This window comes from Streptomyces sp. WAC 01529, assembly GCF_003945545.1.
In the GTDB taxonomy this organism is placed as follows: domain Bacteria; phylum Actinomycetota; class Actinomycetes; order Streptomycetales; family Streptomycetaceae; genus Streptomyces; species Streptomyces anatolicus.
Genome location: NZ_CP029617.1, coordinates 6,813,657 through 6,835,138 on the forward strand (window position 1 = coordinate 6,813,657; position 21,482 = coordinate 6,835,138).

The following is a 21,482-nucleotide window of genomic DNA, read 5'->3' on the forward strand; positions in this document are numbered from 1 at the left end:
CAATTCCGCCGGGTTGTGTACGCGAGCCGGAGCGAAAACCCATCCTCACCCGAACCGAATTGTGGTATCCCTTTGCCTTTTTCCCTGCATCAGGGCGACGCGCTGAGCGTGCTTGCGACGCTGCCGGACGGATGTGTCGACTCCGTCATCACCGACCCGCCGTACAACTCCGGCGGCCGGACAGCGAAGGAGCGCACCAGCCGCAGCGCGAAGCAGAAGTACACCTCCGCCGACGCCCAGCACCAGCTGCCGGACTTCACCGGCGAGAACATGGATCAGCGCAGCTACGGCTTCTGGCTCACCCAGATCATGACCGAGGCGCATCGGCTGACCAAGCCCGGCGGCACCGCGCTGTTGTTCACCGACTGGCGGCAGATGCCGACGACGACGGACGCGCTGCAGGCGGCCGGCTGGCTGTGGCGCGGCGTGCTGGCCTGGCACAAGCCCCAGGCCAGGCCCCAGAAGGGCCGCTTCACCCAGAACTGTGAGTTCATCATCTGGGGCTCGAAGGGCGCGATCGACGGCTCCCGGAACCCGGTCTATCTGCCCGGCCTCTACTCCGCCTCGCAGCCCTCGGGCAAGAACCGCCAGCACATCACGCAAAAGCCGGTGGAGGTGATGCGGGAGCTGGTCAAGATCTGCCCAGAGCAGGGCACCGTCCTGGACTTCACCGCCGGATCCGGGTCCACCGGGGTAGCGGCCCTGCTGGAAGGCCGCTCGTTCATCGGGGTGGAGAAGACCCGCGAGTACGCCGAGGTGGCAGCCGACCGGCTGACCGAGACGGTGCAGCAGATCTTGTCCCAGGATGACTTCGTTCTGTCTGCCTAGGCGTCTTCCCATGCCCGGCGCGGGGCGATAGCGGGCTTCTGCTCCGTCATTCCCCGTGCCGGGTGATGCGTTATAGCACCGGATCCCCGGTTAGCGAAACCGGGGATTCTCTGGATCGTGGAGCCGTCATTCACGCCCACCGGCCGCGGCTTCAAGGAGACCTCTTTCGTGCCTGAATCCATAGACCTCCCCGACGACGGGGAAAGGGAACCTGTCCGGCTGCCGGACTCGAATCTGGAGAGCGTCGAGGCCAGCGTCCGCAAGCTCATGGAGCAGCAGGCCGAGCAGGCCCGGCAGCTCGACAGCCTTGCCGCACCTCCGGACCCCTCGCCCTTCGCGGCGTTCGGCATGCCCAGCCTTCCGGGGATGCCCGGAGCGCCGATCCAGGCGCCGCCCGAACCGCGCCCGATCCTGGAACTGGAGGGCGAGGAATACGAGGACGAGCTCGACGCTCTGACGGACTGGGTCGACGGCTTCCTCATCGACACCTATGGCGCCGAGGTCACCACCGCGGCCCCGTGGTGCAGAAAGTGGCAGGAGCACGACGACGTCGTCGCCTGGCTCCACGCCTTGTGGATGGCCTACCAGCAGCACAAAGACCCCGAAGCCGGGCCGTCGGGGATGTTCGTGTGGCACCGCGACTTCCTCACGCACTGCCTGGCCCATGTGCGCGCCCCTGGCGGACCGCTCTCGGCCTGCCAGACCGACCCCGACCGCGACGCGCACCGCCTGCTGCCCGGCCCGGCCTCCTCCATCCGCTCCGCACGCTCGGCCTCCGCGGACCAGCCGGAGCCCGGCGAGCCGGACCAAGCCGCATGAGCGGGGCCGAGCACCGGCCCGCCTTCGGCCTCTCCTTCGACCCGCGCGCCCTGACCGACCTCCTCCAGGCACCCGGCGACATCCGCGACCTGGCCCTCGCCCAGCTCCAGGACGTCGTCAACGCCAGGCAGTTCGGCCCCAGGCTGCTCGGCGAACTGGCCGACTACCGCAAGCTGTACGTCGATCACCGCAAAGCCTGGCGCGTCGTCTACGCCCAGCGCCCGGCCCCGCCGGGATCGGCGCACCGCGCCGAGATCCACGTGGTGGCCGTGCGCCCGCGCGAGCGCCACGAGGTGTACAACGTCGCCCGCAAACGCCTGGGGATCACCCGCCGCCCGGTGAGCGCGCTCGCCCATGCCGCCCGCTCCCGCTCTCCGCAGCTGGAGGCGCGCCGCGAAGCCCCCAGCCCGGGCCCGCCGCCGTACGCCGTGCCCGGACTTCCCCGCCCCGCTCTCTCCCCGCCCCCGAAGGACCGCACTCTTTGACGACCCACTCCCCCTCCGGCCTCGACGACCTCACGGCCGCCCTCGCGGGACTCGGCATCTCGCAGGAGAACCCGCACCACTGGGCAATTCTGGATGCTCACTGCCGAGTTCAGCAGCTGGATGCGCAGCTCCTCGCCATGGCCGGCGATAGGCCGACCGTCTGCTTCGCCGATGCCCATGAACAGCTGGAGCAGCTCACCGACGTCCTCATCCTGCGCCTGCTGGCCGGCGCCGAGCTGACCCGCCTGCTGAGCATCCCGTGCTGCTGCTCCCCAGCCTCCGACGAAGGCGAGGTGGACACCGCCGAGGACGAGGTGGACACCGCCGAGGGCGAGGCGGACTGCCGCTCCTGCCCGGTCGCCGAGCACACGATCGTTCACGCGTGTCTCGACGCCTTCGCGGCCGACGGCGATCCGGCTGCCATGTCCTCGGCCGCTCTCACCGACCGCCTCCGCCATCTGCCCGGCATGGCGGAAGACCGCTGGTCGTACGCCGAACTCACCCCACACCGGCTGGGCCGTCTGTTGGCCCCCTACGGCGCACGGCCCCGCAACGTCCGCTTCGGCACCTACCAGCTCAAGGGGTACCTGCGCAGCTCCCTGCAGGCGGCGCTGCCCGTCTGCTCCTGCTGAGGCGCGGCATCCGCACCGCGCTGGCCCGACACACGGCCAAGGGCCGGGGCGCCCACACCCCGAGCATCTACACCGAGGTGTCGAACCAGCCGATGCTCCGCCCCCTTCGCCGCCTCGGCCCCGTCCGCGAGGTGCGGCACGGAGCGCACCTCGACGTGCGCCTGCCCCTCGGCGTGAGCGGCCTCGTACACCGGCCCTCGTGACACCCCAAGGAATCTTCCCCATGCCCCCCAACGCGCCGGTGAAGAAGGCTCTGACCCAGCTGGATCACCGCATCGAAGCGGCCGTGGGCCACAGCATCGACCGCCTGTGGCAGCACCGCGACCGCGACCTGCTCGACGAACGGCACGCGCACCTGGTCGACGCCCACCGGGCCCTCGTCCAGGCCGAGACCAACGTGACCTTCTACCGATGCCAGCTCAACAGCCTCTCCTCCGGCCAATACCCCGTCGATGGCGCGCTGTTCGAGCGCATCGCCCGGACTGTCGACCTGCTGGAGGACGCGGCCCGCACCCGCGACGAGCGGCAGGTGCAGACCGTTGCCGCGCTCGAGCCTGTCGAGGCCGCCGCCCGCGACAGTGCTCCGCGCGACGTGCCGAACCTCCCGGCGCCCGACATCGCGGCGCTGCTCGCCATTACCCAGGGCGCCAAGCTCCGCCAGAACCTGCTGACGCAGCAGCTGTACGTCGTCACCGCCTCCGGCACCCGCATCCCCTACAGCCAGCTGCAACGCCTCGAAGAGGATCGCCTGGTGGTGCGCGACACCTCTCGTCCGGTCACGGCAGGTCAGCCCGTCACGCTGACCGACACCGGCCGTGCGGCCGTGACCGCCCCACGCTTGCCCAAGGTGCCCGGCGCCGTTCCCGCGCCCAGGCCCGGTACCTGGCCCGCGGCCACTCCCGCCCGCCGCTGAACCCTGCATCCCGTGTTCGCCTTGCTCCGAAAGCCCTTATGCCCTCATCCCCGGACTTCCGCCTCGACGGCTACGACGCCGTCAACGATCGTGTCGCCGAGCAGTTCTGGCAGCACATCGAAATCGAATCCACTGAACTCGCCGTGCTCACCGAGCACCACACCGACGATCAGCGGCACAGCTACTACATCCTGCACAACGGCGCGGTGACCTGGGGTATCCCCGGCGAGCCGCAGCTGGTGGCCCTCCACCTGCAGCGGGACGTGGAAGCCCGAACCTTCCGCTTCCAGCACGAGAGGCTGGCCCTGGTGCCTATGGCGCAGAGCTGGCTGATCGCCCGCGGCTGCCCCAAGGAGGCCATTGGTCTTCCTCCCGGCATCGGAACCGATGCCGCCGACGAGGCCACCAAGGCGCTGGAGGACCGTCTCACTGCCGACGGCGACCACTTCGCCCTCGTCACCAGCTACACCGACGACGATCCGGCCCGCATGCAGATCACGGTGCTCCTGGCCGCCATCGACGAGAAGGCACCGCTGCGCTTCCGGGTACTGCTGCACGAGGTCGACACCGAGCACTGGACGCACACCCTGCGCGAAGGCGGCTTCTCGACCTACGAGCAGGCCACCGCCTGGTGGCACGCCCACTGGTCGGGCGAGGACGTTCCCCTGCCGACCGCCGCGCCGGCGACCCGGTACACCGCCGCGTCCGCAGGGCCCGCTATGCCCGCCGCCCCAGCGCCGCGAACGGGCCCAACTCGATAAGCGCAGCAGCCCATTTGCGCTGTCGCAGGATCTCTTTCGACGTGGATCCTTGAGGGCTGGGTGCCCGTAGAAGCGCGAAACATAGCAGCACATCCCCGGTTAGCGAAACCGGGGATTCTCCGGACTCTTGAACCACTGCCCGCCCGGTCAGTCCGGGTGTGGTCCCGCTTTCCCTTCTTTCTCCTCTGGAGGTCAATCTTTCATGCGCTCACCCCGCATAGCCGTCGCTGTTGCTGTTCTCGACTCGCTCGCTCTCCCGCTCGTCGTCGGCACGTCCGCGAGCTTCGCGGGCTCCCGCCACTGCGCTGGTCAGCGGCCAGTGTGACCTGTGCGGCTCGTGGAAGGTCGGCACGAAGTCCGTGACGATCCGCTGCAAGGCATCGGCCGAGATCACCGCCACCGGCGTGCTCTATGCCAGCCACGAGTTCACGGCTCGCAAGAGCAGCGGCAATTGGCACTACATCACCGACAAGAACACCGGTGTAAGGGGCTGGGTCTGCGGCGCACAGGCCAATCACGAGGATCGCACATGCCTGCAATCGGTCCTGCACTCATGCGAGTTCGCCGGGGGCTGGCACTTTCTCGCGGTCTTCGCCTCTGACCAGCGCGGCACGCGTTCTTGTCTCGCCCACGCATTTCTAAGGAAAGGAGCCGTGTCGTGTCCGACGACGCCGACGACGTGATGGGCGTCATCACCCAGCAGATCGAGGCCCGCTTCCAGATGCCGCTGGCCGACTTGCGCCGGGCGGTGGCCGTTGCCCCGCACGCATCCAACGACGCCACCGTCGTCGTGAAGTGGTACGGCTTGCTCGCCGAGGCCCAGGAGGTACTGGAGAAGGCCGAAGACGCCCTCGTCGCGGCCCTCGACCGCGCTCCCGGTGACGTGCTGGATGACCCGGTCATGGAATTGGCCCACCAAGTCAACGCCGCCGTGGCCGTCCGCGACGGGCGGGCGATGGTCGTACGCCACTACACCGACCCGAACTCCCTGGGACGCAAGGGTCCGGGCGCCTGGCGCGGAGCCGACGCAGCCCCCCGCCGCAGGCCGGCCCTTCAGACCACACCGATACCGAGCGGCGCGCCCACGCCATCCGTGCCGGTGCGAGGAGCGACGCGGTGAGTGTCGCACTCAAGCCGACCGGCCAGGACGAGGCCCTGACTCAAGCCTTCGGTGCCTCGCTGAGCGAGCTGTACGCGCAGGCCGCGGGCCCCGAGGCGTCCGCCGCCCTGCTGCGCGCCCTGGAGCTGCGTTCCTGGCTGGCGGTGGCCGAGGAACAGGTCGCCCGGGTCCGCGACCGCATTCACGACGCCACCGCCGCCGACCACGACATGGGCCAACTGCTTGCCGATGACCTGCGGTTCGACGCGCAGTGGATGGAGGCGGCCCTGTCCGCCCGCGACGGATACGCCACGGCGCTCGGCGAGCTGCTGCGCACCATGCCGCCGCCCGGAGCCTGCCCCGAGCGGCCGGTGCAGCTCACCGGGCCCAAGCGCACCACCACGCTCCCGCCCGCCCCGGCACCTGCCCGTGCCGGGGCGGCGCGGGAGCGCCGACTGTGAAAGCCCCCGATTGCCCCACACCACGTCCGAGACCATCGCCGAACGCATCGAGAACCTGTACGGCCAGCCGATGGCCGCCCTCGAAGCCCACGCCGACAGCCAACCGGCCGGCGCCATGCTCGCCGCCCTGACGAGCAGCCACAGTGATCTGCAGTTCGCCGAGCGCAACATCACCTTCCAGCTCCAGCGTCTGCGTGAACTGGCCTCTCCGGAACGGGAGATCGGCAGGTTCGAAGCTGGTCACCTGCTCGACTGCGCCCGCCGGATTGCCGAATCCGTCGCCACCCGGGACGCGCACGCCAAGACCGTCAGCGCCGTCCTGGCCAGCCTGCACCGCACCCCCGCGCCTTCGACGGCAGTGGATCTCACCACCTCCGTGCCGCCGAGGCCGATGGAGCCCGCCGCCACCCACACCCGCTGATTCGCCCGCCCCGCCCTAGGAGTTACCCCCTTGGCCACCACCGGTCTGCCCCGCTCCACCCAGGTCGACGTGCAACGCGTCACCGAGTCGCTGGAGATGATCACCCCGCTGTGGAGTGTGTGGATCCTGATGACGCTGTCCGCGCAGCCCCTGCGCTACGCGGAGATCAAGCCGCGCCTGTCCTGGCTCAACGATGGCACGCTCCACCCCAAGCTGCGCCGCCTCGCCGACGCCGGACTGGTCGAGCGCACCGAGGTCGCCCAGGGCCATGTGACCTACGGTCTGACCGGCCGCGGCGCCGACCTCATGCCCGTCCTGACGGTGATCGCCGCCTGGGGCGAGGAGCACCTGGAAAAGCCCCTGGTGCAGAACAAGGACACCGGCCAGCTGGAGCCGCTCACCCAGGTCGCGCCCGCGCAGAACATCGAAGACACCCTCGCACTGATCGGCCCCCGTCACGCCACCGCGATCCTGTGGGTGCTCAAGGCCCGCGGCGCCACCAGCGCCAAGGCGCTCGCCGCTGCGGCGATGCCCGGCTACCGGCTCAGCAACATCTACCCCCAGGTGGACCGACTGGTCGAGGACGGCCTGGTCCGCAAGGACGGCCGCGCCTACGAACTGACCTCCAACGGGCATGCGCTCGCCCCCGTCTACCGAGCTCTCGCCGCCTGGGCCGCCGGACGCCCGCTCGCCGACACTCACCCCGTGTGGGGCCAGGCCCCGGCCGCGGCGCAGACCCAGTCCGGGCCGTGGCTGACCACCCAGCCCCGCGTACCGGCGCCAGCCACCCCCGCATCCGCCACGACCACCCCGGCCCTGACCACCCAGCCGCCGTCCACCCCGGCTCCGGCCACGCCGCACACGGCCTGGAAGCCCGGCGACCTCTTCTCGCACCAGATACCGGTGCGCCCCCTCGCCCTTCCCCAGGCAGGGGGCCAGCGCCGATGACCAGACACTCCACCGACGGCCTCGACCAGCGCCAGGCCATCCGCGGGCTGGCCCTGCCGGCCCTGATCCGCCTCGTCAGCGAAATCGCCGACAACGGCCCCATCAACCGCCGTCGCGGCAGCCTGCAGGCCGCCTTCGGCAACCTGACCGCCAACCAGCTCGGCCACGCCATCGACCGGGCCCGCGACTTCCGCCTCGTGTACGGCGACGAGCACGAACGAGTCCGCTACCGGCTCACCGACAGCGGCGAGGACCTCGCCGATGTCTACGACACGGCCGCACACTGGGCCCGCACCCACCAGTTCCCCGCTGCCACCAGCGACTTCGTCACCCGAGTCCAGCACACCCTCCCCCTGCTCGGCCAGGATCCCGCTCTGGCCCGCGATGTCGCCCGGGTCGGCACCTCCGGAGGACTGCTGCTGCCCGGCGGAGCGGTCCTCAGCCCGCAGGCCACCTCGGCCCTCGACGGCCCGCAGGCCGCCCTGACCGCCTGGCTCCAGGCCAACGTGAGCCTCCAGCACGACATGGCCCTCCACACCGCCCGCACGGCGGACGAGATGGAGACCGCTGCGTGAGATCCAGTGTCGGGCCCCGGCATGCCCGCCGACCGGTCCCCACCCTGGTGCGCGGCATCTACCTGCCCCGCAGCATGGACGCCGGCGCCTTCGCGATGACGACGTACGGCATCCCGCTGCTGGTGCTCGCCACCACCCACTCCGCAGCTCTGACCGGCGTGGCGTTCGCGCTGGAGTGGATGCCACGCCTGGGCGCGTTCGCCGTCGCCGGAGCGATGGTCGACCGCCACGGCACCACCCGCGTTCTGCGACTGGCCTCGGCACTGCGAGCCATCGTGGTCCTGGCCGCCGCCCTCGCCCTGCCGCAGCTGGACGCCGGACCGGCCACCACGGTCACGGTCATGGTGCTCGCCGCCTCGACCGGCGTGCTCACCGAGTTCTCCTACATCGCGGCGGAGACGGCAGGCGGCATCGCCAGCCGCGAGGCAGGCGAGCGTGCCCATCGCGTGCAGTCGGTGCTGCTGGGCATCGACCAGGTCGGCACCCTGGCCGGACCCGCCATCGCGGGCCTCCTGCTGGAGCGCACCGGGGCGGCCGGGATGCTGGCCACGATCGCCGTCTTCTCGCTCCTGGCGTGCGCGCTCGCCCCCCGGCAGCACGCCACCAAGACCGAGCTGCCGCAGCCCCTCCTTGCGGGGCTGCGCACTGGATGGACGACCTTGCGCTCCCTGCCCGCGCTCGGCTGGCTGGTCTGCGGACTGACCCTGTCCAACCTCGCCATCGGCCTGCTCCAGGCCGCGGCCCCCGTGATCGTGGTGCAGCAGTTCGGACACTCCAGCGCGGACGTGGGCCTGATCTGGTCGGTGGCCGCCCTCGCCTCCCTGATCACCGTCGCGGTGTGCCGCCGCGCGATCGACCGCTTCGGCCTGTGGCCCGTCGGCGCGCTCTCCGCCACCGTCGCGGCAAGCGCGTGCCTGGCCGTCTCCCTCACCCACACCTACACCGCGTACCTCGTGCTGATCGCGGTGCTCATGGCCGGAGAGGGCGGCATGACGGTGGTCCTGCGCACCCTGCGCTCCCACCTCATCCCGCAGCAGGTGTTCGGCGCCACCCTTTCGTTGACGATCCTGCTGCTCCTGCTGCCCTTCCCGCTGGCGGGCGTCCTGGTCGCCACGGTGCCGCCCGCCCTGCTCGGCCACGTGATCACCATCTGCGCCGCCGTGCAGGCCCTCGGCCTGTGCCTGGCCTTCCTGCGCCTGCGCACTCTCCCGGCACTTCACGCCCGTCTCGCCTGACCCCCTGCCCTGCCGCCCTTCGCGTCCTGGAGATCCGCCCGATGCCCGTGCCCGCTGACGCCGCCCAAGCCGACATACCGCTCGCCCGGCCCTCCTCCCGCGCGGGATCCAGACCCACCATCACCGACCAGTTCCTCGCCTTCGACGCAGCCCACCCCTACGTCTACCGGGCCCTGGAGAAGCTGGCGGACGAACGGCTCGCCGCCGGGGCCACCCGCATCGGGCTCAAGGACCTGTTCGAGGACTTGCGCTGGCGACTGCCGCAGGGGCTGCGCGGGATCAACAACAACTACAGCGCGCTGTATGCGCGGAAGTTGATCGCGGACCACCCCGAGTGGGCCTCCGTCTTCGAACTGCGTCGCCGACGTGCCCCCTGAACCTTGACCGCCGCGCCTGAACCGCCCCCCGTCTGCTTGCCTTTGGAGAGTCCTTGCCCGCCATCCTTGTCATATCGACCGCCGATCCGGAGGCCGAGGCGTACCGCGGCTACTGCCTGGAAGCCGTCGCCGCCCGGTACAACGTCGTCCTGATCACCCCCGCCGCACCCACCTGGGAGCGGGAGTTCATCACCGACTTCGAGATCGCCGATCCCGACGACGCCCAGGCACTGGCCGCCGCCGGCCAGGCCCTCGCCGAGCGGCACGAGCTGACCGGCGTGGCGACGTGGACCGAGTGGTATCTCGTTCCAACCGCACGCCTGGCGCGGCGCCTGGGACTGCCGACGAACAGCCCAGAGGTCATGGAAGCCGCCCGCAACAAAGCGAGTGCCCGCACCCTGTACGCCCACCACGGCGTGCCCTCGGCCGCGTCAATGACCGCCCACTCCCTGCTGGAGGCGGCGCTCGCCGCCGAGACGATCGGCTACCCCGTCGTGCTCAAGCCGGCTGCCCGCGCGGGCAGCATCGGCGTCATCCGCGTCAACAGCGCCGAAGAACTGCCCGGCGGCTTCCAGTTCGCCACCGCCGGGGCCCGCGACGGTATCGAGAGCACCAAGGTGCTGGTGGAGGAGTACCTCGACGGTCCCGAGGTCTCCGTCGAGTGCGTCACCCACCGAGGTCACACCACCGCGGTAGCCGTCACCCGCAAGACCCTCGGCGCCCCGCCGTTCTTCGAGGAGATCGCCCACAGCGTCGATGCCGGCGATCCGCTGCTCGACCAGGTCGCGCCCGTCGCCGCCGCGGCCATCAAGGCACTCGGCATCACCGACGGCGTGAGCCACGTCGAGATGCGCCTCGTCGACGGCCACCCCCGGCTGATCGAGGTCAACGCCCGTATCGGCGGCGACATGATCGGCCACCTCGTCCAGCTCACCACCGGCGTAGACCTGGCCCGCGCCGCCGCCGACACCGCCTGCGGCCAGGCCCCCGACCTCACCCGCACCACCCACAGCGCCGCCGCGATCCGGCTGCTGTACCCGAAAACCTCCGGCACCCTGACCCACTGCCACCTTGACGCCGACTTCGCCGCCCGCACACCGTGGCTGGACCGCGTCACCTTCCAACGCGCGGCTGGCGACGCGGTCACCCTGCCGCCCGCCGGCGACATGTTCAGCGCCCGCGCCGGATTTCTGATCACCACCGGCCCCACGGCCGAAACCGCCCAGGCCCGCGCCGAAGAGGCCCTTGGCCACCTGACCCTCGCCGTCGAACCCCAGCCCTCCGCGTCCCCGGCATAACCCGCGCGCCGCCGAGCCCGGCTCGCTGAACAGGAACCCGCGCTCGCGGTGGCCTGCACCGGTGCGATCGATCGGCCGGGCACGCGCCCGCTGGTCTCAGCCGGCCTGGGGTGACCCGACGCCCCAGGCCGTCGTGGCCCTCCTCGTCGGCCCCTGCCTAGTGAGAGCCCTCTTCTAGGCACAACTCCGCCTGACCCGAGCCCTGGTCGGCGCCGATTGAGGCCCCGCGTCGGCCCTGTGACCGACGGCCACCTGCTGACTTCCCTCCTGACCCCGACGGATACGCCTATGACCGACCCCACACCGATCGAGGGAGATGTTTACGTCTCCCCGCGCTACCTCGCCGGCCTGCCCGGCCACGCCGATCCGAGCTTCGACCCCGTCAAACACTGGCCGCACCACCACCTCGACGACAGCCCGTTCCAGACGGTCGTCACCTCACCCGACCACCGCATCAAGATCGGCTGGGCAGGCGACGACTACGACGTGTGGCGTATCAGCGCAGCCGAGGACGCCGTGTCCCGTGCCACCTGGACTGCCACCTTCAACCAGAACACCCCGCCCGAGATCGTCCACGGCCTCACCAGCGCCCTCGCCCGTGAATGGAGCACGGACACCGACAGCTTCCTGGCTGATTCCTCGTACCGCTGGACCGACGCGATACAGCCCCTACTCGACGCCGGATGGGAACGCCGCCCGCTCACCCGCGGCACGGTCGAGATCATCGCCCCCGACGGGCTGGCCGGAGCAAGCATCGACGTCGTCGGTACCGATCCTGACCGCGAAACCGTGGAGCTGTGGGCCGGACCCGAAGGCTGGGGGACCCGCGCCGAGGCGATCTTCACGGCGCGCACCCCCAAGCACCTCATCGCCGCCACCGCCGCCGCCTTCATCGACCCCACCCCCGTCGCCCGCTATAGGAACAACCTCGCTCCCCGGCTCACCCAACTCGCCCAGCTCACCCCCGTGGTGCCACCGAAGCCTCCCGCGCCGACTCCGCTCGACGTCCAGCAGGCCGCCGCCCGCCCGCCGTCGCCCGCCCGCGCTCGGCACGCGCAGCATCCCCCGCTGGAGCACCACCACGCTCCCCCCGGCCGTCGCCGGTGCCGCCCTGCCCGCCCGCCGCCGCTGAGGACCCGCCCTATGTCAACCGACCCCTTCAGCAGCCTCAGTCCCGACCAGCATGTGAAGGTCTTGCCCCGGCACCTGGCCGGCACTGGGCCCATCGACCTCGGTATGGCCTGGCCCTTCCCCGAGGACTGGCCCGTGCACCAAGTTGACGACGGAGCAGCCCTTGCCACCAGCCCCTGCCTGCGACTGGTCGCCAGCCTGGCCCCCGACGCCGACAGCCCGCATTTGGGGAAATGGACGGTCACCGCCAACCGCGCCCCGTTCGGCCCCGCGGCCTGGCAGGTCACCTTCGACGCCACCACCCCCGTCGAGCTGCTGCACGACTTCCACCACGAACTGGTCGACCTCTACCTCGAAGACCGCCACAGCGACCAGGACCGGCTGTTAGAAGACGACACCCCGCCGCAGGAGGCATACACGCAGCTCCTCACCCGCGGCTGGAGCCACGAGATCAAGACCGACGGCACCCAGTTCTTCCGCGCTCCGGACTCCCTCAGCGTCGTACGGCATCGCTACGCCATCGTCGATGTCGATTCGCCCACCTGGTCGGCCTCGGGCGGATACCCGAGCGAGCCCGATTGGCGCGCCCGTTTCTCCTACGGCACGCCCACCACTCTGGCCGCCGCCTTTACCGCGTCGCTGGTCTCCACGGAGCCGGTGAGCCGCGCGGTGAGAGACGTCCCGTTCCACACCCGTCGCCTCCTGTACGTCGCGGCAACGACCCCGTCGCAGCAGATGTCCGTCTCCACGCCAGTCCCTGCGCCCCCTGGGCTCCTCGGCCCGAGCCGGACCCGCTGACCAACCCCTTCGCCTCATCAATTTCGCCCTCTACCGGGAGAGTTCCTACTTGCACCCCCGATCCGCCCGTCTTCTGCCGACTGCGGTCTTCACCGTCGCCGCCACCGTGACTGGATCCCTGGCCTGGGCCCCTAGCGCCTCTGCCCAGACCCCGGATCCGACCCCGCCCGCCTCCACCACACCCGCCCCACGCAACGCCGCAGAGGGCGGAGGCGTCGCGATCCTCAAGAAGGACGCGGGCGGCGACGTCCTGGCCGGCGCGTCCTTCGCCCTCTACGACTCCATGGGCAAGGAAGTCGGGAGCGGCAAGACCGACGCCGAGGGCCATCTGGCCTTCAAGGGCCTGGCACCGGGCGTCTACCGGCTCAAGGAGACCTCCAGCGGCAGCCCGCTGCACGACGTCGTCGAGGACCAGGACGTCATCGTCACTCCCGGCACCGACGCCCCGCTCACCATCATCGATCCGTTCAAGCCCGCCTCCGTCCTGCTCAAGGCCAAGGACGACAAGAGCGGCAAGCTCCTGCCCGGCGCCACCGTCAACATCGGCACCGGCAACAAGACCCTCCTCACCCTCACCACCGGCGACAAGGGCACCGCCACCGCCAAGCTCCCGGTCGACAACCGCACCGGCACCAACTTCTGGGTCAGGGAGACGAAGGCACCCGCGGGATACGACCTCTACAAGGAGCAGCGCGACTTCAAGGCCAAGCCCGGCGCCCCGGTCACCGTGACCGTCACCAATGCCAAGACCCAAACCACCCCGCCGAGCCCCGACCCCTCGGAGAAGCCCACCGAGAAGCCGACCGAGAAGCCGACGGAGAAGCCCTCGGACAAGCCGACGTCCGGAAGCTCCGGTGACCACGGCACGCCGGAGACGAAGGAGAAGCCGACTGGCTCCCCGGCCCCCGACGAGACCGCATCGAGCACGACGACCCCCGAGCCCGACGGTTCCCTCGCCCACACCGGCGCCGATGCCACCCCGTGGCTGATAGGCGGCGCCGCTCTCCTCCTTGCCGCCGGCGGCGGCGCACTCATAGTTTCCCGCCGACGCCGTACGGACGACTCAGACAGCGACGGCTCCACCGAGAGCTAGCAGACACACGCCGCTGATACGGCCCCCGGAATCCGCCTCGCGATTCCGGGGGCTTCGTCATGTCCCAGCTCAGACGTCGAGAGGACCTGGTGCCCATGGCTGAGGAGCTGCTCCGCGGCGCTCAGAGCGGCGGCTAACCGTACCCCTGCCCCAATTCCATTGCAGGGAACAGGATTTCGGCGGCAGCGCAGTCGTGGCACGCACTCGTTCCGGGGCGCATCAGTGCATCCAGGGCGCCAAGGGAGCCCAACTCCCGTCCTCCGCCTGTGGCGTGGCGACACGCGGCATCATGCACGAGCATGCCGCCACGGCGTTGGGGATCGGGGCGCACGACCCAGCCGGAAGGCTTCGTCGGCGGCGGTCCTTCCAGGCGCCGATGCGTCGGGACGACCGACAGATCAACCCCTTCGATCGGCCGCAGCTGCTGGTCCGTGACCCAGACCGAATACTCCGCGGGCTCCACCCCCGCCCACTGGTGAAGAGGCAGTGTTCCGACCCTGCGCTATTTGTCGGACGGCAGAGCCAAGCGGCTGCGGCCATGAGGCGAGGTCGGCAACCGGTGGTCGCCCTCAATCGTCCTTCGGGTATGTCCCAGCCAAGCCTCGAACCAGCCCCTGCGCCTCCATGGCAGCACTGCCAGCACGGCGCGGACCCCGCCAGCGATCCCGTCGGTTGCCCCGGCATCCTCGTCTCTGGCCACACCGCGTGCCTCGCCCACCTGGCCAATTCTGACCGCGATGCCTACCTGGCGGGTTTGTCCCCCGGTGCCGACATCGACCACCGCGGCACCCCCTTCACCCGGCCCCTCCTCGCTGCCCTCCTCAATGCCCTCCGTGACCCCGCAACCGGATACCCACGCCTCGGCTACGCCGTGTTCGCGTCGGCCGCCTTCAAGGACTACGCCGACTTCGCGTCGGCCGCCTTCGAGGACTACGCCGGATTCGGATCGGCGACCTTCACGTACGACGCCACGTTCGAGTCGGCCACCTTCAAGGGCGACTCCGGGTTCGCGTCGGCCACCTTCGAGAACTACGCCGAGTTCAGGTTGGCGACCTTCAAGGGCGAAGCCAGGTTCACGCGGGCGACCTTCAAGAGCGGAGCCGGGTTCGGATCGGCGACCTTCGAGGACTACGCCGACTTCGGATCAGCGACTTTCAAGAACAACGCCGGGTTCGGGTCGGTGACCTTCGAGCGCAACGTCGGGTTTGAGTCGGTGACCTTCGAGCGCAGCGTCGGGTTTGAGTCGGTGACCTTCGAAAGGGCGTCACGTCTCGGGCCGTTGGTATGCGCCGGGCAGGTCAGCTTATTCGGGGCGGTGTTCGGCGGGCCTGTGAGCCTCTGGGTTGCCGCGCGCCGCCTGGAGTGCCGACGGACCCGCTGGTCGTCGACGGCCGAGGTACGTCTGCGCCACGCCACGGTGGACTTCACCCACGCGGTCTTCGAATATCCGCTCACCATCGGGGCGGAACCCGACCCGTTTGTACTCCCCAACGGCCACCAGGTGCCAGAAGAGCCCCTTACCAGCACGTCCGACGCCGCGGTGCGCATCGCCTCGCTACGCGGGGTGGACGCGGCCCACCTGGTCCTCGCCGACGTAGACCTGTCGGAGTGCCTGTTCACCGGGACCGTGCACCTGGACCAACTGCGTCTGGAGGGCGCCTGCCTCTTCAACACGGTCCCGCGCTCCGTGCACTGGCGGCGCTGCTGGCACCCCGCACGGTTCACCCGGCGGCGCACCCTCGTCGAAGAACACCACTGGCGGGCGCGGCAGCCAGCCGCAGCCCCCGGCTGGCAAGCAGCCCCATCCGGCGCCGCCCACGTCGGGCCGCTGCAACTGGCACCGGTATACCGGGCACTGCGCAAAGCATTCGAGGACGCCAAGCACGAACCCGGGGCCGCCGACTTCTACTACGGGGAAATGGAGATGCGCCGCCACGCCGACGACATCCCCCGAAACGAACGAACCCTTCTCACCGCCTACTGGGCCCTGTCCGGCTATGGCCTGCGCGCCTACCGGGCGTTGAGCTGGCTCGCCGCGGCCATGCTCCTCACCATCCTGCTCCTGATGGGCTTCGGACTCCCCAACAACGATCCGAAGCAGGTAGCCACCGGCACCGTGCCGTCCGGCGGCGGGAAAGTGACCTTCGAGATCAGCAAGGACGATCCGCACCATCCCACCGGACAACGGTTCACCGGCGAGCGCTTCGAGAAGGCCCTGAACGTCACCCTCAACTCGGTCGTCTTCCGCTCCGCCGATCAGGACCTGACCACCACCGGCACCTACATCGAAATGACCTCCCGGCTCACCGAACCCGTCCTTCTGGGCCTGGCCGTCTTCGCCGTCCGCAACCGCGTCAAACGCTGACTCCCGCCACCCGACACTGAAACGACCGGTGCACTCGAACCAACGCAGGCCAGCGCGCGGGAGATTGCGGTGCCCAGTTCAAAGGCCCGCTCGCTGAAATCTTCGCTGCTGCCCGACGCCCACTCACGGCTCGATCACCTCTCGCACGTCGTGACGCTCCGTCCCTTCGCGTGGTGCCCTGTCGCAACGAAGATTGAGCGTTCTCACCGAACATTGAGTGCCAGCCGGTCCTGGGCGAGCTGTTCAACGAGACCACGCCGGAAGTACCGACCCGGCCGGGCAGCACGCCGATGACCTGCCGGCCCAGTCCTCATTAAAGGCCCCGACGTGTGGCGGCGTGGTCGGCCAAACACAGGGGTAAGACACACGCGTCGGCCACCGCTGAGGTGGTGATGGGGGCGAGGGGAGAGCACATGGACTGGTCGCCAGAGCTGTGGATCAGCCTGGCGAGCCTTTTGCTCGCCGGTGTCGGCGTCTACTACGGACGAGGCGCGCTTACTCCCGAAAGAGGCGGGGAGTCACAGCGGTCCTTCGTCGACGGGCGGAAGGACATGGGGGCCCGCTTCGGGGAACTCTCCGAGGCGGCCGCCGACATCCACGTGCGTGCACGCCCCGCACTCGAGCGGATTGGGACCTCCACACTGCTGTGGGAACCGGCGATGCGTCCGCCGCGACCAGTCCCGCTGCGGCAGGTGACACTCACCTGGCAGGAGAATCCGCCGCCGCCCGACCCGGCCCTGCTCCGAGCGACACGGCGGTACTTGCCGCAGGAGACTAGGACCCGGAGGTACCAGCGATATTCCTCGGCCATGGGCGACCTGGCTCGGCCCGCACTCTTCGAAGACCGCCCCTCCTTCCGGCTGCTCCGGGCCGACTGGTCGCATGCGGACGGGCCTAGCCTGGATTTCGGGCCCGGCCAGTACTTCGACCTCATCGACCAGAACGAGGCCCTCGCCCATGAACTCGCCGAGGCCACACGGCGGAAGCCGGGACGCCTGCCGTTCTGGGGTCTGCCCATCCGCCGGCTCCTCACTGACGACCCCCTGCTTCTGGGGCGGCGCAAGGTACTACCGTCCGTCGGCACCCTGACTCTACGGCGCACCCCCGACGGCCAGGCGTCCTTCCTCCTGCTCTTGAGAGGCAAGGGCAAGGTCGCCACGGGGGAGGAGATATTCGGGCCGCTCCCCGGCGGTATGATCCAGCCCGCCTCTCTATCACCCCACGCACACCGGCGGGACCTCTCGCTGTGGCGCGTCATCATGCGCGAGTACAACGAGGAATTGCTCGGTGCTCCGGAGGCGACCGGAGACGGCGGCACCGAGGTCGACTACGGCCAACCTCCTTACAGCCTGCTCGACGCAGCACTGGACGATGGCTCTTTGCGGGTTTGGTGCTTCGGCATGGGTTTGGAACCGCTGCACCTCGCCGTGTGCGTGCTAACCGTGGCGGTGTTCGAAGCCCACACCTTCGACACCGTCTTCGCTGAGGCGGTGAAGGAGAACGATGAAGGCCATGTGATCAGTCAGAGGCCCGATGGCGCCGTGAGGGGGCTGCCGTTCACTGAGGCCGGCATCGCAGACCTCCAGGCGAAACGCCATCTCCTGTCGTCCCCTTTGGCGGGACTCCTTCAGCTGGCCCAGCAGCACCAGGAGATGCTTCTCGCGCCACCCGGCTGTGCGCCGACGTGAGCACTGTGTCCCGCAGCGCACCGGTCATGGACCTTCAGCCGTGACCCACCGCCCCTCGGATGTGAGGACCCGGCCGATGATCGCCAGTCCTTGTAGGTGACGTGGACGGAGTCGTAGTGCCCAGCAGGTGATGGTGTGTGGTTATTGAGTCCGAAAGCGTAGGGCCACCTCATTTCCCGGGTTCTACTTCGCCACCGCGGTCGCCTCGCTGGCCTTGGCCGTCTCCTCCTGATAGCGGCACCACTCAATATTCGATGAGAACACTCAGCCTTCGCTGCGACAGGACACGTGGTGTCCCGTCCCAGTGAACCTTGACCGTTTGCCATCGGATCTTGGTGAATGCGAGTTAGCGTCAGCGATGGTTGAGTACTGCAGGTCAAGGAGGCGAAATGTCCGAGCCCGTCCCCGATGATCTGCGCTGCCGTCGTTGCGGTGACCTGCCGGAGCCGCTCCTCTGTCTCGGCCACAAACCTGACGGAACGCCCTCCGCCGACGCGCCTCCAGCGGTGCTCGCGCTGGAGGCCGAGCTCGGCCTTGCCGAGGACGCGCGCCGCCGGGCCGCCGGCACCGTGCTCACCGACACCCAGGCCGCCGCGATGCTGCGTGCCATGGCCGGCGAGCCCGAACTGGACACCGGCAACGGCGAGCACGAGCGCTAACCAATCGCGCCGAATGCGGGGCATCGCCCGAAGCAATCGAGCAGACCCAGGCCGTCCTCGCTCTCGCCCGACGCCGCGTGAACGTCCTCTGGGCCCTGCTGCGCGACGGACGGTGCTACGAACTCACGCCGCCGGCCGTCCTCGCGGCTTGACAGACCGCATTGGGAATCGGCGGCACAGGACACGTGGCTAGGCTGCTGCAGTGATCGAGCCCTTGCCGCTCCCCGGCGACCCGACCGAGCTTCGCCTGCGCATCCACTACACCGACACTCTGAGTGACACCCTCGACGCGGACACCCTGGAGGAGTGGAGCGTGGAGATCCTCCACCGCAGCCGGGAGCATGCCAGCAGTCGTTGTCCGACGGCGCCCGGCGCGTGTGACGCAGCGGACTGCCCCGCGTACACCGTGAGCGACAGCGCGGCCGGTTCGATGACCTTCTTTCGTGTGCATCTCGACCGCGGGCGCAACGCGTACGCAGCCATGGAGGAGGCGTCGGAGGACCTCTGTGAGATCGCGCAGGCCCTCCTCGACCCCGCCACGGGGTACTACACGGACGAGGTCGGAGAGCTGCTGGAGTACAGCGGTTCCGCCCTGCTCGTCATGGACCGCGTCACCCTGCACGAGGAATGGAGAGGGCGCGGCTTGGGCGTGATCCTCGCTTCCGAAGCCATCTACCGGCTGATGCCCGGATGCCGGGCCGTGGCCTGCGCTCCCGGAATCTCCGACATGAGCGCGAACCGACTACGGAGCGAAGTCGAGTGGGGCCGCGTCACGGCCAAGATCGCCAGAGGGTGGGAGCAGCTCGGGTTCCTTCCCTGCCGGGGCAACGTCTTCGTCCTGTCGCCCACCTCGCTGGTCCTGGAGGAGCAGCGAGGTCAGCTCCGCCGGAGGCTCGTGGAACTCGGGGCCGCCTGGGCGGCGGCCCGCGCATAGGGTGGCCCGCCCGTCTGCCCATGCCGCCCGCCACTCACTCCCGGTTCTCTACCTCCCGCCGCTCGCGACGCTCACGACGCTTGCGCTCTTGCTCTCGTGCGCGCTGCCGCTGCATCAGCAGTTCCTTGCGGTCACTCGACCGCTGTGGCCAGACCGCGCGCAGGACGACCCCCACACCGGTCACGGCGATGAACAAGAATGCGATGCCCAAGACAGCCCACCACGGGGCAGAGTCCGGTAGAAAGAACACGACTTGCACCTTCCGACCTACAAGGGTCGGCGGGTCGCTTAAGCAGCTAGTACGGCGCTCCCCAGCGCGCTGCGCCCGCCCCGAAGACTGATCACGGGGAGGGCGGGGTTCGGGCCGCGAGGGGCGACCTGAGGTGATGTATCAAGAGGTCGCGGTGCCCAGTTCACACAGTCGGCCGGCCTCGGCGTCAACGATGCGAGTAGGGCCATCAAGCTGCGGCGCTGAAAGCTCACGTAATAGGCGAGCAGATCTGCTAGGGCAGCAAGATATTCAGTTATGAGACTTGGGTCATGAACGCCTTGCGCGGCGCGAAGGGCGTCCGCTGCCTTGGCGAGCCGGGTCTTCGCGCTTTCGACGTGTGTGTACGTGAGTCCGGGGCCAGCGTGAGTCTTGCTGCCCAGTAGCTGCTCTTCAAAGATCTTCCGGAAGTCGTCAGACTGCCAGCCCAGGGCCGCCGCCTCACGAACTCGCGGGTCACGGACTGCTAGCCGAAGCTCATCTTCGAGGATCAACAATTCAACGCCGGTGATGTCGAACCCGACATCCAGCCGGTTGGTGGCGATCACCATCTCAAGGTCAGACGCTCCTGGCGTTGGCCGCTCGGACTCGCTCATCTCAGTCAACTTCCTCCTCTCAGTGTCTCGTTCGTCAAGATCGGCAGAAGTCTATCTGGCGGGTCCGACATCACTGTGAGGAAGGCCGAAGCGACAGGGGTCGCTGCCAAACGCCTCGGTTGGATCTCAAAGGGCAGCAGTTCTGTCCTTCGTCATCGAATCCAGTCGTTTCGGCTTGCTTGACATTGGACCTAGAGCGTGTCTCTTTGATCGATTGGTCAGTTGATCGGATGTGTCCGTTCGGTTAGTGATCACTGATGCGATGTGGGACCGGATCGAGCCGTTGATGCCGGCCGATCCGGTCCGCGGTCGGCGGTGGGCCGATCATCGACGAACCGTGGAGGCCATCGCGTGGAAGTACCGCACCTGCTCGCCCTGGCGGGACCTGCCCGACGAGCTCGGCTCGTTCCAGACCGCCCACAAACGACTGCTCAGGTGGGCCGTGGACGGCACCTGGGAACGCATCCTTGCCGCGGGTCCTGGCAGCGGCCGACGACGTTGACGACATCGGCTGGACCGTGTCGGTGGACTCCACCGTCTGCCGGGCTCACCAGCATTCCGCCGGCGCCAGGAAAAAGGGGCTCCAGGTCGGGCCGAACCCGACGACCACGCGCTCGGACGCTCGCGCGGCGGCCTGAGCACGAAGGTCCATCTCGCCAGTGACCCCCGTGCACGGCCCCTGGCGCTCCGCGTCACCGCAGGCCAGGCGGGCGACGCCCCGGCCTTCGAGACCGTCATGGCCGCCATCTGCGTTCCGCGAAGCGGGCCCGGACGACCGAGGACCCGCCCAGATGCCGTCCTCGCGGACCGCGCGTACTCGTCCCGCGCGATCCGAAGTCACCTCCGCCAACGCGGAATCCGCGCTGTAATCCCCCAGCCCTTGGACCAGATCGGCCACCGGCTGCGGCGAGGCAGTGCCGGAGGTCGACCGCCCGCCTTCGACGCCGAGGCATACAAGCAGCGCAACTCAGTCGAACGCTGTATCAACCGGCTCAAGCAGTGGCGCGGCCTGGCCATGCGGACCGACAAGCTCGCCATCGCCTACCAGGCCGCGCTCCACCTCGCCGCGATCCTCATCTGGGCACGGCGATAGCCCGC

Annotated in this window: 23 protein-coding genes and 1 pseudogene; 22 read left to right on the plus strand and 2 right to left on the minus strand. The window is 69.5% G+C overall.

The window, feature by feature from the left end:
- Positions 1 to 72: 72 nt before the first annotated feature.
- From DMA15_RS30320 to DMA15_RS30425, 21 genes are all read left to right on the plus strand, one after another.
- Positions 73 to 828 carry a site-specific DNA-methyltransferase gene (locus DMA15_RS30320; protein ID WP_125515899.1) on the plus strand — a complete coding sequence of 252 codons (756 nt, stop codon included), beginning with the start codon at positions 73 to 75 and terminating at the stop codon, positions 826 to 828.
- Positions 829 to 996: 168 nt separating this feature from the next.
- Positions 997 to 1,647: a DUF4913 domain-containing protein gene (locus DMA15_RS30325; protein WP_240660026.1), complete on the plus strand. Its 651-nt coding sequence runs from the start codon at positions 997 to 999 to the stop codon at positions 1,645 to 1,647.
- Positions 1,644 to 2,132 (plus strand): hypothetical protein, encoded by a 489-nt coding sequence (locus tag DMA15_RS30330; RefSeq protein WP_125515900.1) that lies wholly within the window; start codon positions 1,644 to 1,646, stop codon positions 2,130 to 2,132. The genes DMA15_RS30325 and DMA15_RS30330 overlap by 4 nt, the downstream gene beginning before the upstream one ends.
- Positions 2,129 to 2,764 (plus strand): DUF3631 domain-containing protein, encoded by a 636-nt coding sequence (locus tag DMA15_RS30335; RefSeq protein ID WP_125515901.1) that lies wholly within the window; start codon positions 2,129 to 2,131, stop codon positions 2,762 to 2,764. The genes DMA15_RS30330 and DMA15_RS30335 overlap by 4 nt, the downstream gene beginning before the upstream one ends.
- Positions 2,765 to 2,987: 223 nt before the next feature.
- Entirely contained in the window at positions 2,988 to 3,677 is a 690-nt protein-coding gene (locus DMA15_RS30340) for a hypothetical protein (RefSeq protein ID WP_125515902.1), read from the plus strand.
- Positions 3,678 to 3,715: 38 nt separating this feature from the next.
- Positions 3,716 to 4,438: a hypothetical protein gene (locus DMA15_RS30345; RefSeq protein ID WP_240660027.1), complete on the plus strand. Its 723-nt coding sequence runs from the start codon at positions 3,716 to 3,718 to the stop codon at positions 4,436 to 4,438.
- A gap of 230 nt (positions 4,439 to 4,668) precedes the next feature.
- Positions 4,669 to 5,121 (plus strand): hypothetical protein, encoded by a 453-nt coding sequence (locus tag DMA15_RS37140; protein WP_206302874.1) that lies wholly within the window; start codon positions 4,669 to 4,671, stop codon positions 5,119 to 5,121.
- Positions 5,097 to 5,558, plus strand: coding sequence for a hypothetical protein (locus DMA15_RS30355; RefSeq protein WP_206302875.1), 462 nt, complete (start codon positions 5,097 to 5,099; stop codon positions 5,556 to 5,558). The genes DMA15_RS37140 and DMA15_RS30355 overlap by 25 nt, the downstream gene beginning before the upstream one ends.
- On the plus strand, positions 5,555 to 5,998 hold the full coding sequence (locus DMA15_RS30360; protein WP_125515903.1) for a hypothetical protein: 444 nt from the start codon (positions 5,555 to 5,557) through the stop codon (positions 5,996 to 5,998). Before DMA15_RS30355 ends, DMA15_RS30360 begins: the two co-directional genes overlap by 4 nt.
- Positions 5,999 to 6,008: 10 nt before the next feature.
- The gene (locus DMA15_RS30365) at positions 6,009 to 6,419 is read left to right on the plus strand and encodes a hypothetical protein (protein ID WP_125515904.1); all 411 of its coding nucleotides are present in this window, start codon (positions 6,009 to 6,011) and stop codon (positions 6,417 to 6,419) included.
- 30 nt (positions 6,420 to 6,449) lie between these two features.
- The gene (locus tag DMA15_RS30370; RefSeq protein ID WP_125515905.1) at positions 6,450 to 7,367 is read left to right on the plus strand and encodes a helix-turn-helix domain-containing protein; all 918 of its coding nucleotides are present in this window, start codon (positions 6,450 to 6,452) and stop codon (positions 7,365 to 7,367) included.
- Positions 7,364 to 7,942, plus strand: a complete 579-nt coding sequence (locus DMA15_RS30375) for a hypothetical protein (protein ID WP_125515906.1) — start codon at positions 7,364 to 7,366, stop codon at positions 7,940 to 7,942. The genes DMA15_RS30370 and DMA15_RS30375 overlap by 4 nt, the downstream gene beginning before the upstream one ends.
- Positions 7,939 to 9,177 (plus strand): MFS transporter, encoded by a 1,239-nt coding sequence (locus DMA15_RS30380; RefSeq protein ID WP_125515907.1) that lies wholly within the window; start codon positions 7,939 to 7,941, stop codon positions 9,175 to 9,177. Before DMA15_RS30375 ends, DMA15_RS30380 begins: the two co-directional genes overlap by 4 nt.
- A 41-nt stretch (positions 9,178 to 9,218) precedes the next feature.
- Entirely contained in the window at positions 9,219 to 9,554 is a 336-nt protein-coding gene (locus DMA15_RS30385; RefSeq protein ID WP_240660028.1) for a hypothetical protein, read from the plus strand.
- Between the two features lie 62 nt (positions 9,555 to 9,616).
- Complete coding sequence (locus DMA15_RS30390) at positions 9,617 to 10,852, plus strand: ATP-grasp domain-containing protein (protein ID WP_125518099.1); 1,236 nt, start codon at positions 9,617 to 9,619, stop codon at positions 10,850 to 10,852.
- Between the two features lie 288 nt (positions 10,853 to 11,140).
- Positions 11,141 to 12,781, plus strand: a complete 1,641-nt coding sequence (locus DMA15_RS37705; RefSeq protein ID WP_240660029.1) for a DUF317 domain-containing protein — start codon at positions 11,141 to 11,143, stop codon at positions 12,779 to 12,781.
- Between the two features lie 106 nt (positions 12,782 to 12,887).
- Complete coding sequence (locus DMA15_RS30405) at positions 12,888 to 13,874, plus strand: SpaA isopeptide-forming pilin-related protein (RefSeq protein ID WP_240660030.1); 987 nt, start codon at positions 12,888 to 12,890, stop codon at positions 13,872 to 13,874.
- Between the two features lie 745 nt (positions 13,875 to 14,619).
- Positions 14,620 to 16,239: a pentapeptide repeat-containing protein gene (locus tag DMA15_RS30410; protein WP_240660300.1), complete on the plus strand. Its 1,620-nt coding sequence runs from the start codon at positions 14,620 to 14,622 to the stop codon at positions 16,237 to 16,239.
- 413 nt (positions 16,240 to 16,652) lie between these two features.
- Positions 16,653 to 17,927: a transcriptional regulator gene (locus DMA15_RS30415; RefSeq protein ID WP_125515909.1), complete on the plus strand. Its 1,275-nt coding sequence runs from the start codon at positions 16,653 to 16,655 to the stop codon at positions 17,925 to 17,927.
- A gap of 389 nt (positions 17,928 to 18,316) precedes the next feature.
- Positions 18,317 to 18,586: a hypothetical protein gene (locus DMA15_RS30420; RefSeq protein ID WP_125515910.1), complete on the plus strand. Its 270-nt coding sequence runs from the start codon at positions 18,317 to 18,319 to the stop codon at positions 18,584 to 18,586.
- Positions 18,587 to 18,788: 202 nt separating this feature from the next.
- Entirely contained in the window at positions 18,789 to 19,520 is a 732-nt protein-coding gene (locus DMA15_RS30425) for a hypothetical protein (protein ID WP_125515911.1), read from the plus strand.
- Between the two features lie 34 nt (positions 19,521 to 19,554).
- On the opposite strand, the gene DMA15_RS36850 is transcribed toward DMA15_RS30425, so the two are convergent.
- Positions 19,555 to 19,731 (minus strand): hypothetical protein, encoded by a 177-nt coding sequence (locus DMA15_RS36850; RefSeq protein WP_164551855.1) that lies wholly within the window; start codon positions 19,729 to 19,731, stop codon positions 19,555 to 19,557.
- Between the two features lie 77 nt (positions 19,732 to 19,808).
- Complete coding sequence (locus DMA15_RS30430; protein WP_125515912.1) at positions 19,809 to 20,393, minus strand: hypothetical protein; 585 nt, start codon at positions 20,391 to 20,393, stop codon at positions 19,809 to 19,811.
- A 223-nt stretch (positions 20,394 to 20,616) separates the two neighbouring features.
- On the opposite strand from DMA15_RS30430, the pseudogene DMA15_RS30435 reads away from it, so the two are divergent.
- Positions 20,617 to 21,477, plus strand: a pseudogene (locus DMA15_RS30435) (IS5 family transposase).
- The last annotated feature ends 5 nt before the right edge of the window (positions 21,478 to 21,482 follow it).

Excerpts from the sequence above, each read along its gene's own strand:
- DMA15_RS30415 (WP_125515909.1), top strand. The coding sequence starts at position 16,653 with ATGGACTGGTCGCCAGAGCTGTGGATCAGCCTGGCGAGCCTTTTGCTC.
- DMA15_RS30375 (WP_125515906.1), top strand. The coding sequence starts at position 7,364 with ATGACCAGACACTCCACCGACGGCCTCGACCAGCGCCAGGCCATCCGC.
- DMA15_RS30340 (WP_125515902.1), top strand. The coding sequence starts at position 2,988 with ATGCCCCCCAACGCGCCGGTGAAGAAGGCTCTGACCCAGCTGGATCAC.
- DMA15_RS30345 (WP_240660027.1), top strand. The coding sequence starts at position 3,716 with ATGCCCTCATCCCCGGACTTCCGCCTCGACGGCTACGACGCCGTCAAC.
- DMA15_RS37705 (WP_240660029.1), top strand. The coding sequence starts at position 11,141 with ATGACCGACCCCACACCGATCGAGGGAGATGTTTACGTCTCCCCGCGC.
- DMA15_RS30420 (WP_125515910.1), top strand. The coding sequence starts at position 18,317 with ATGTCCGAGCCCGTCCCCGATGATCTGCGCTGCCGTCGTTGCGGTGAC.
- DMA15_RS30385 (WP_240660028.1), top strand. The coding sequence starts at position 9,219 with ATGCCCGTGCCCGCTGACGCCGCCCAAGCCGACATACCGCTCGCCCGG.
- DMA15_RS30330 (WP_125515900.1), top strand. The coding sequence starts at position 1,644 with ATGAGCGGGGCCGAGCACCGGCCCGCCTTCGGCCTCTCCTTCGACCCG.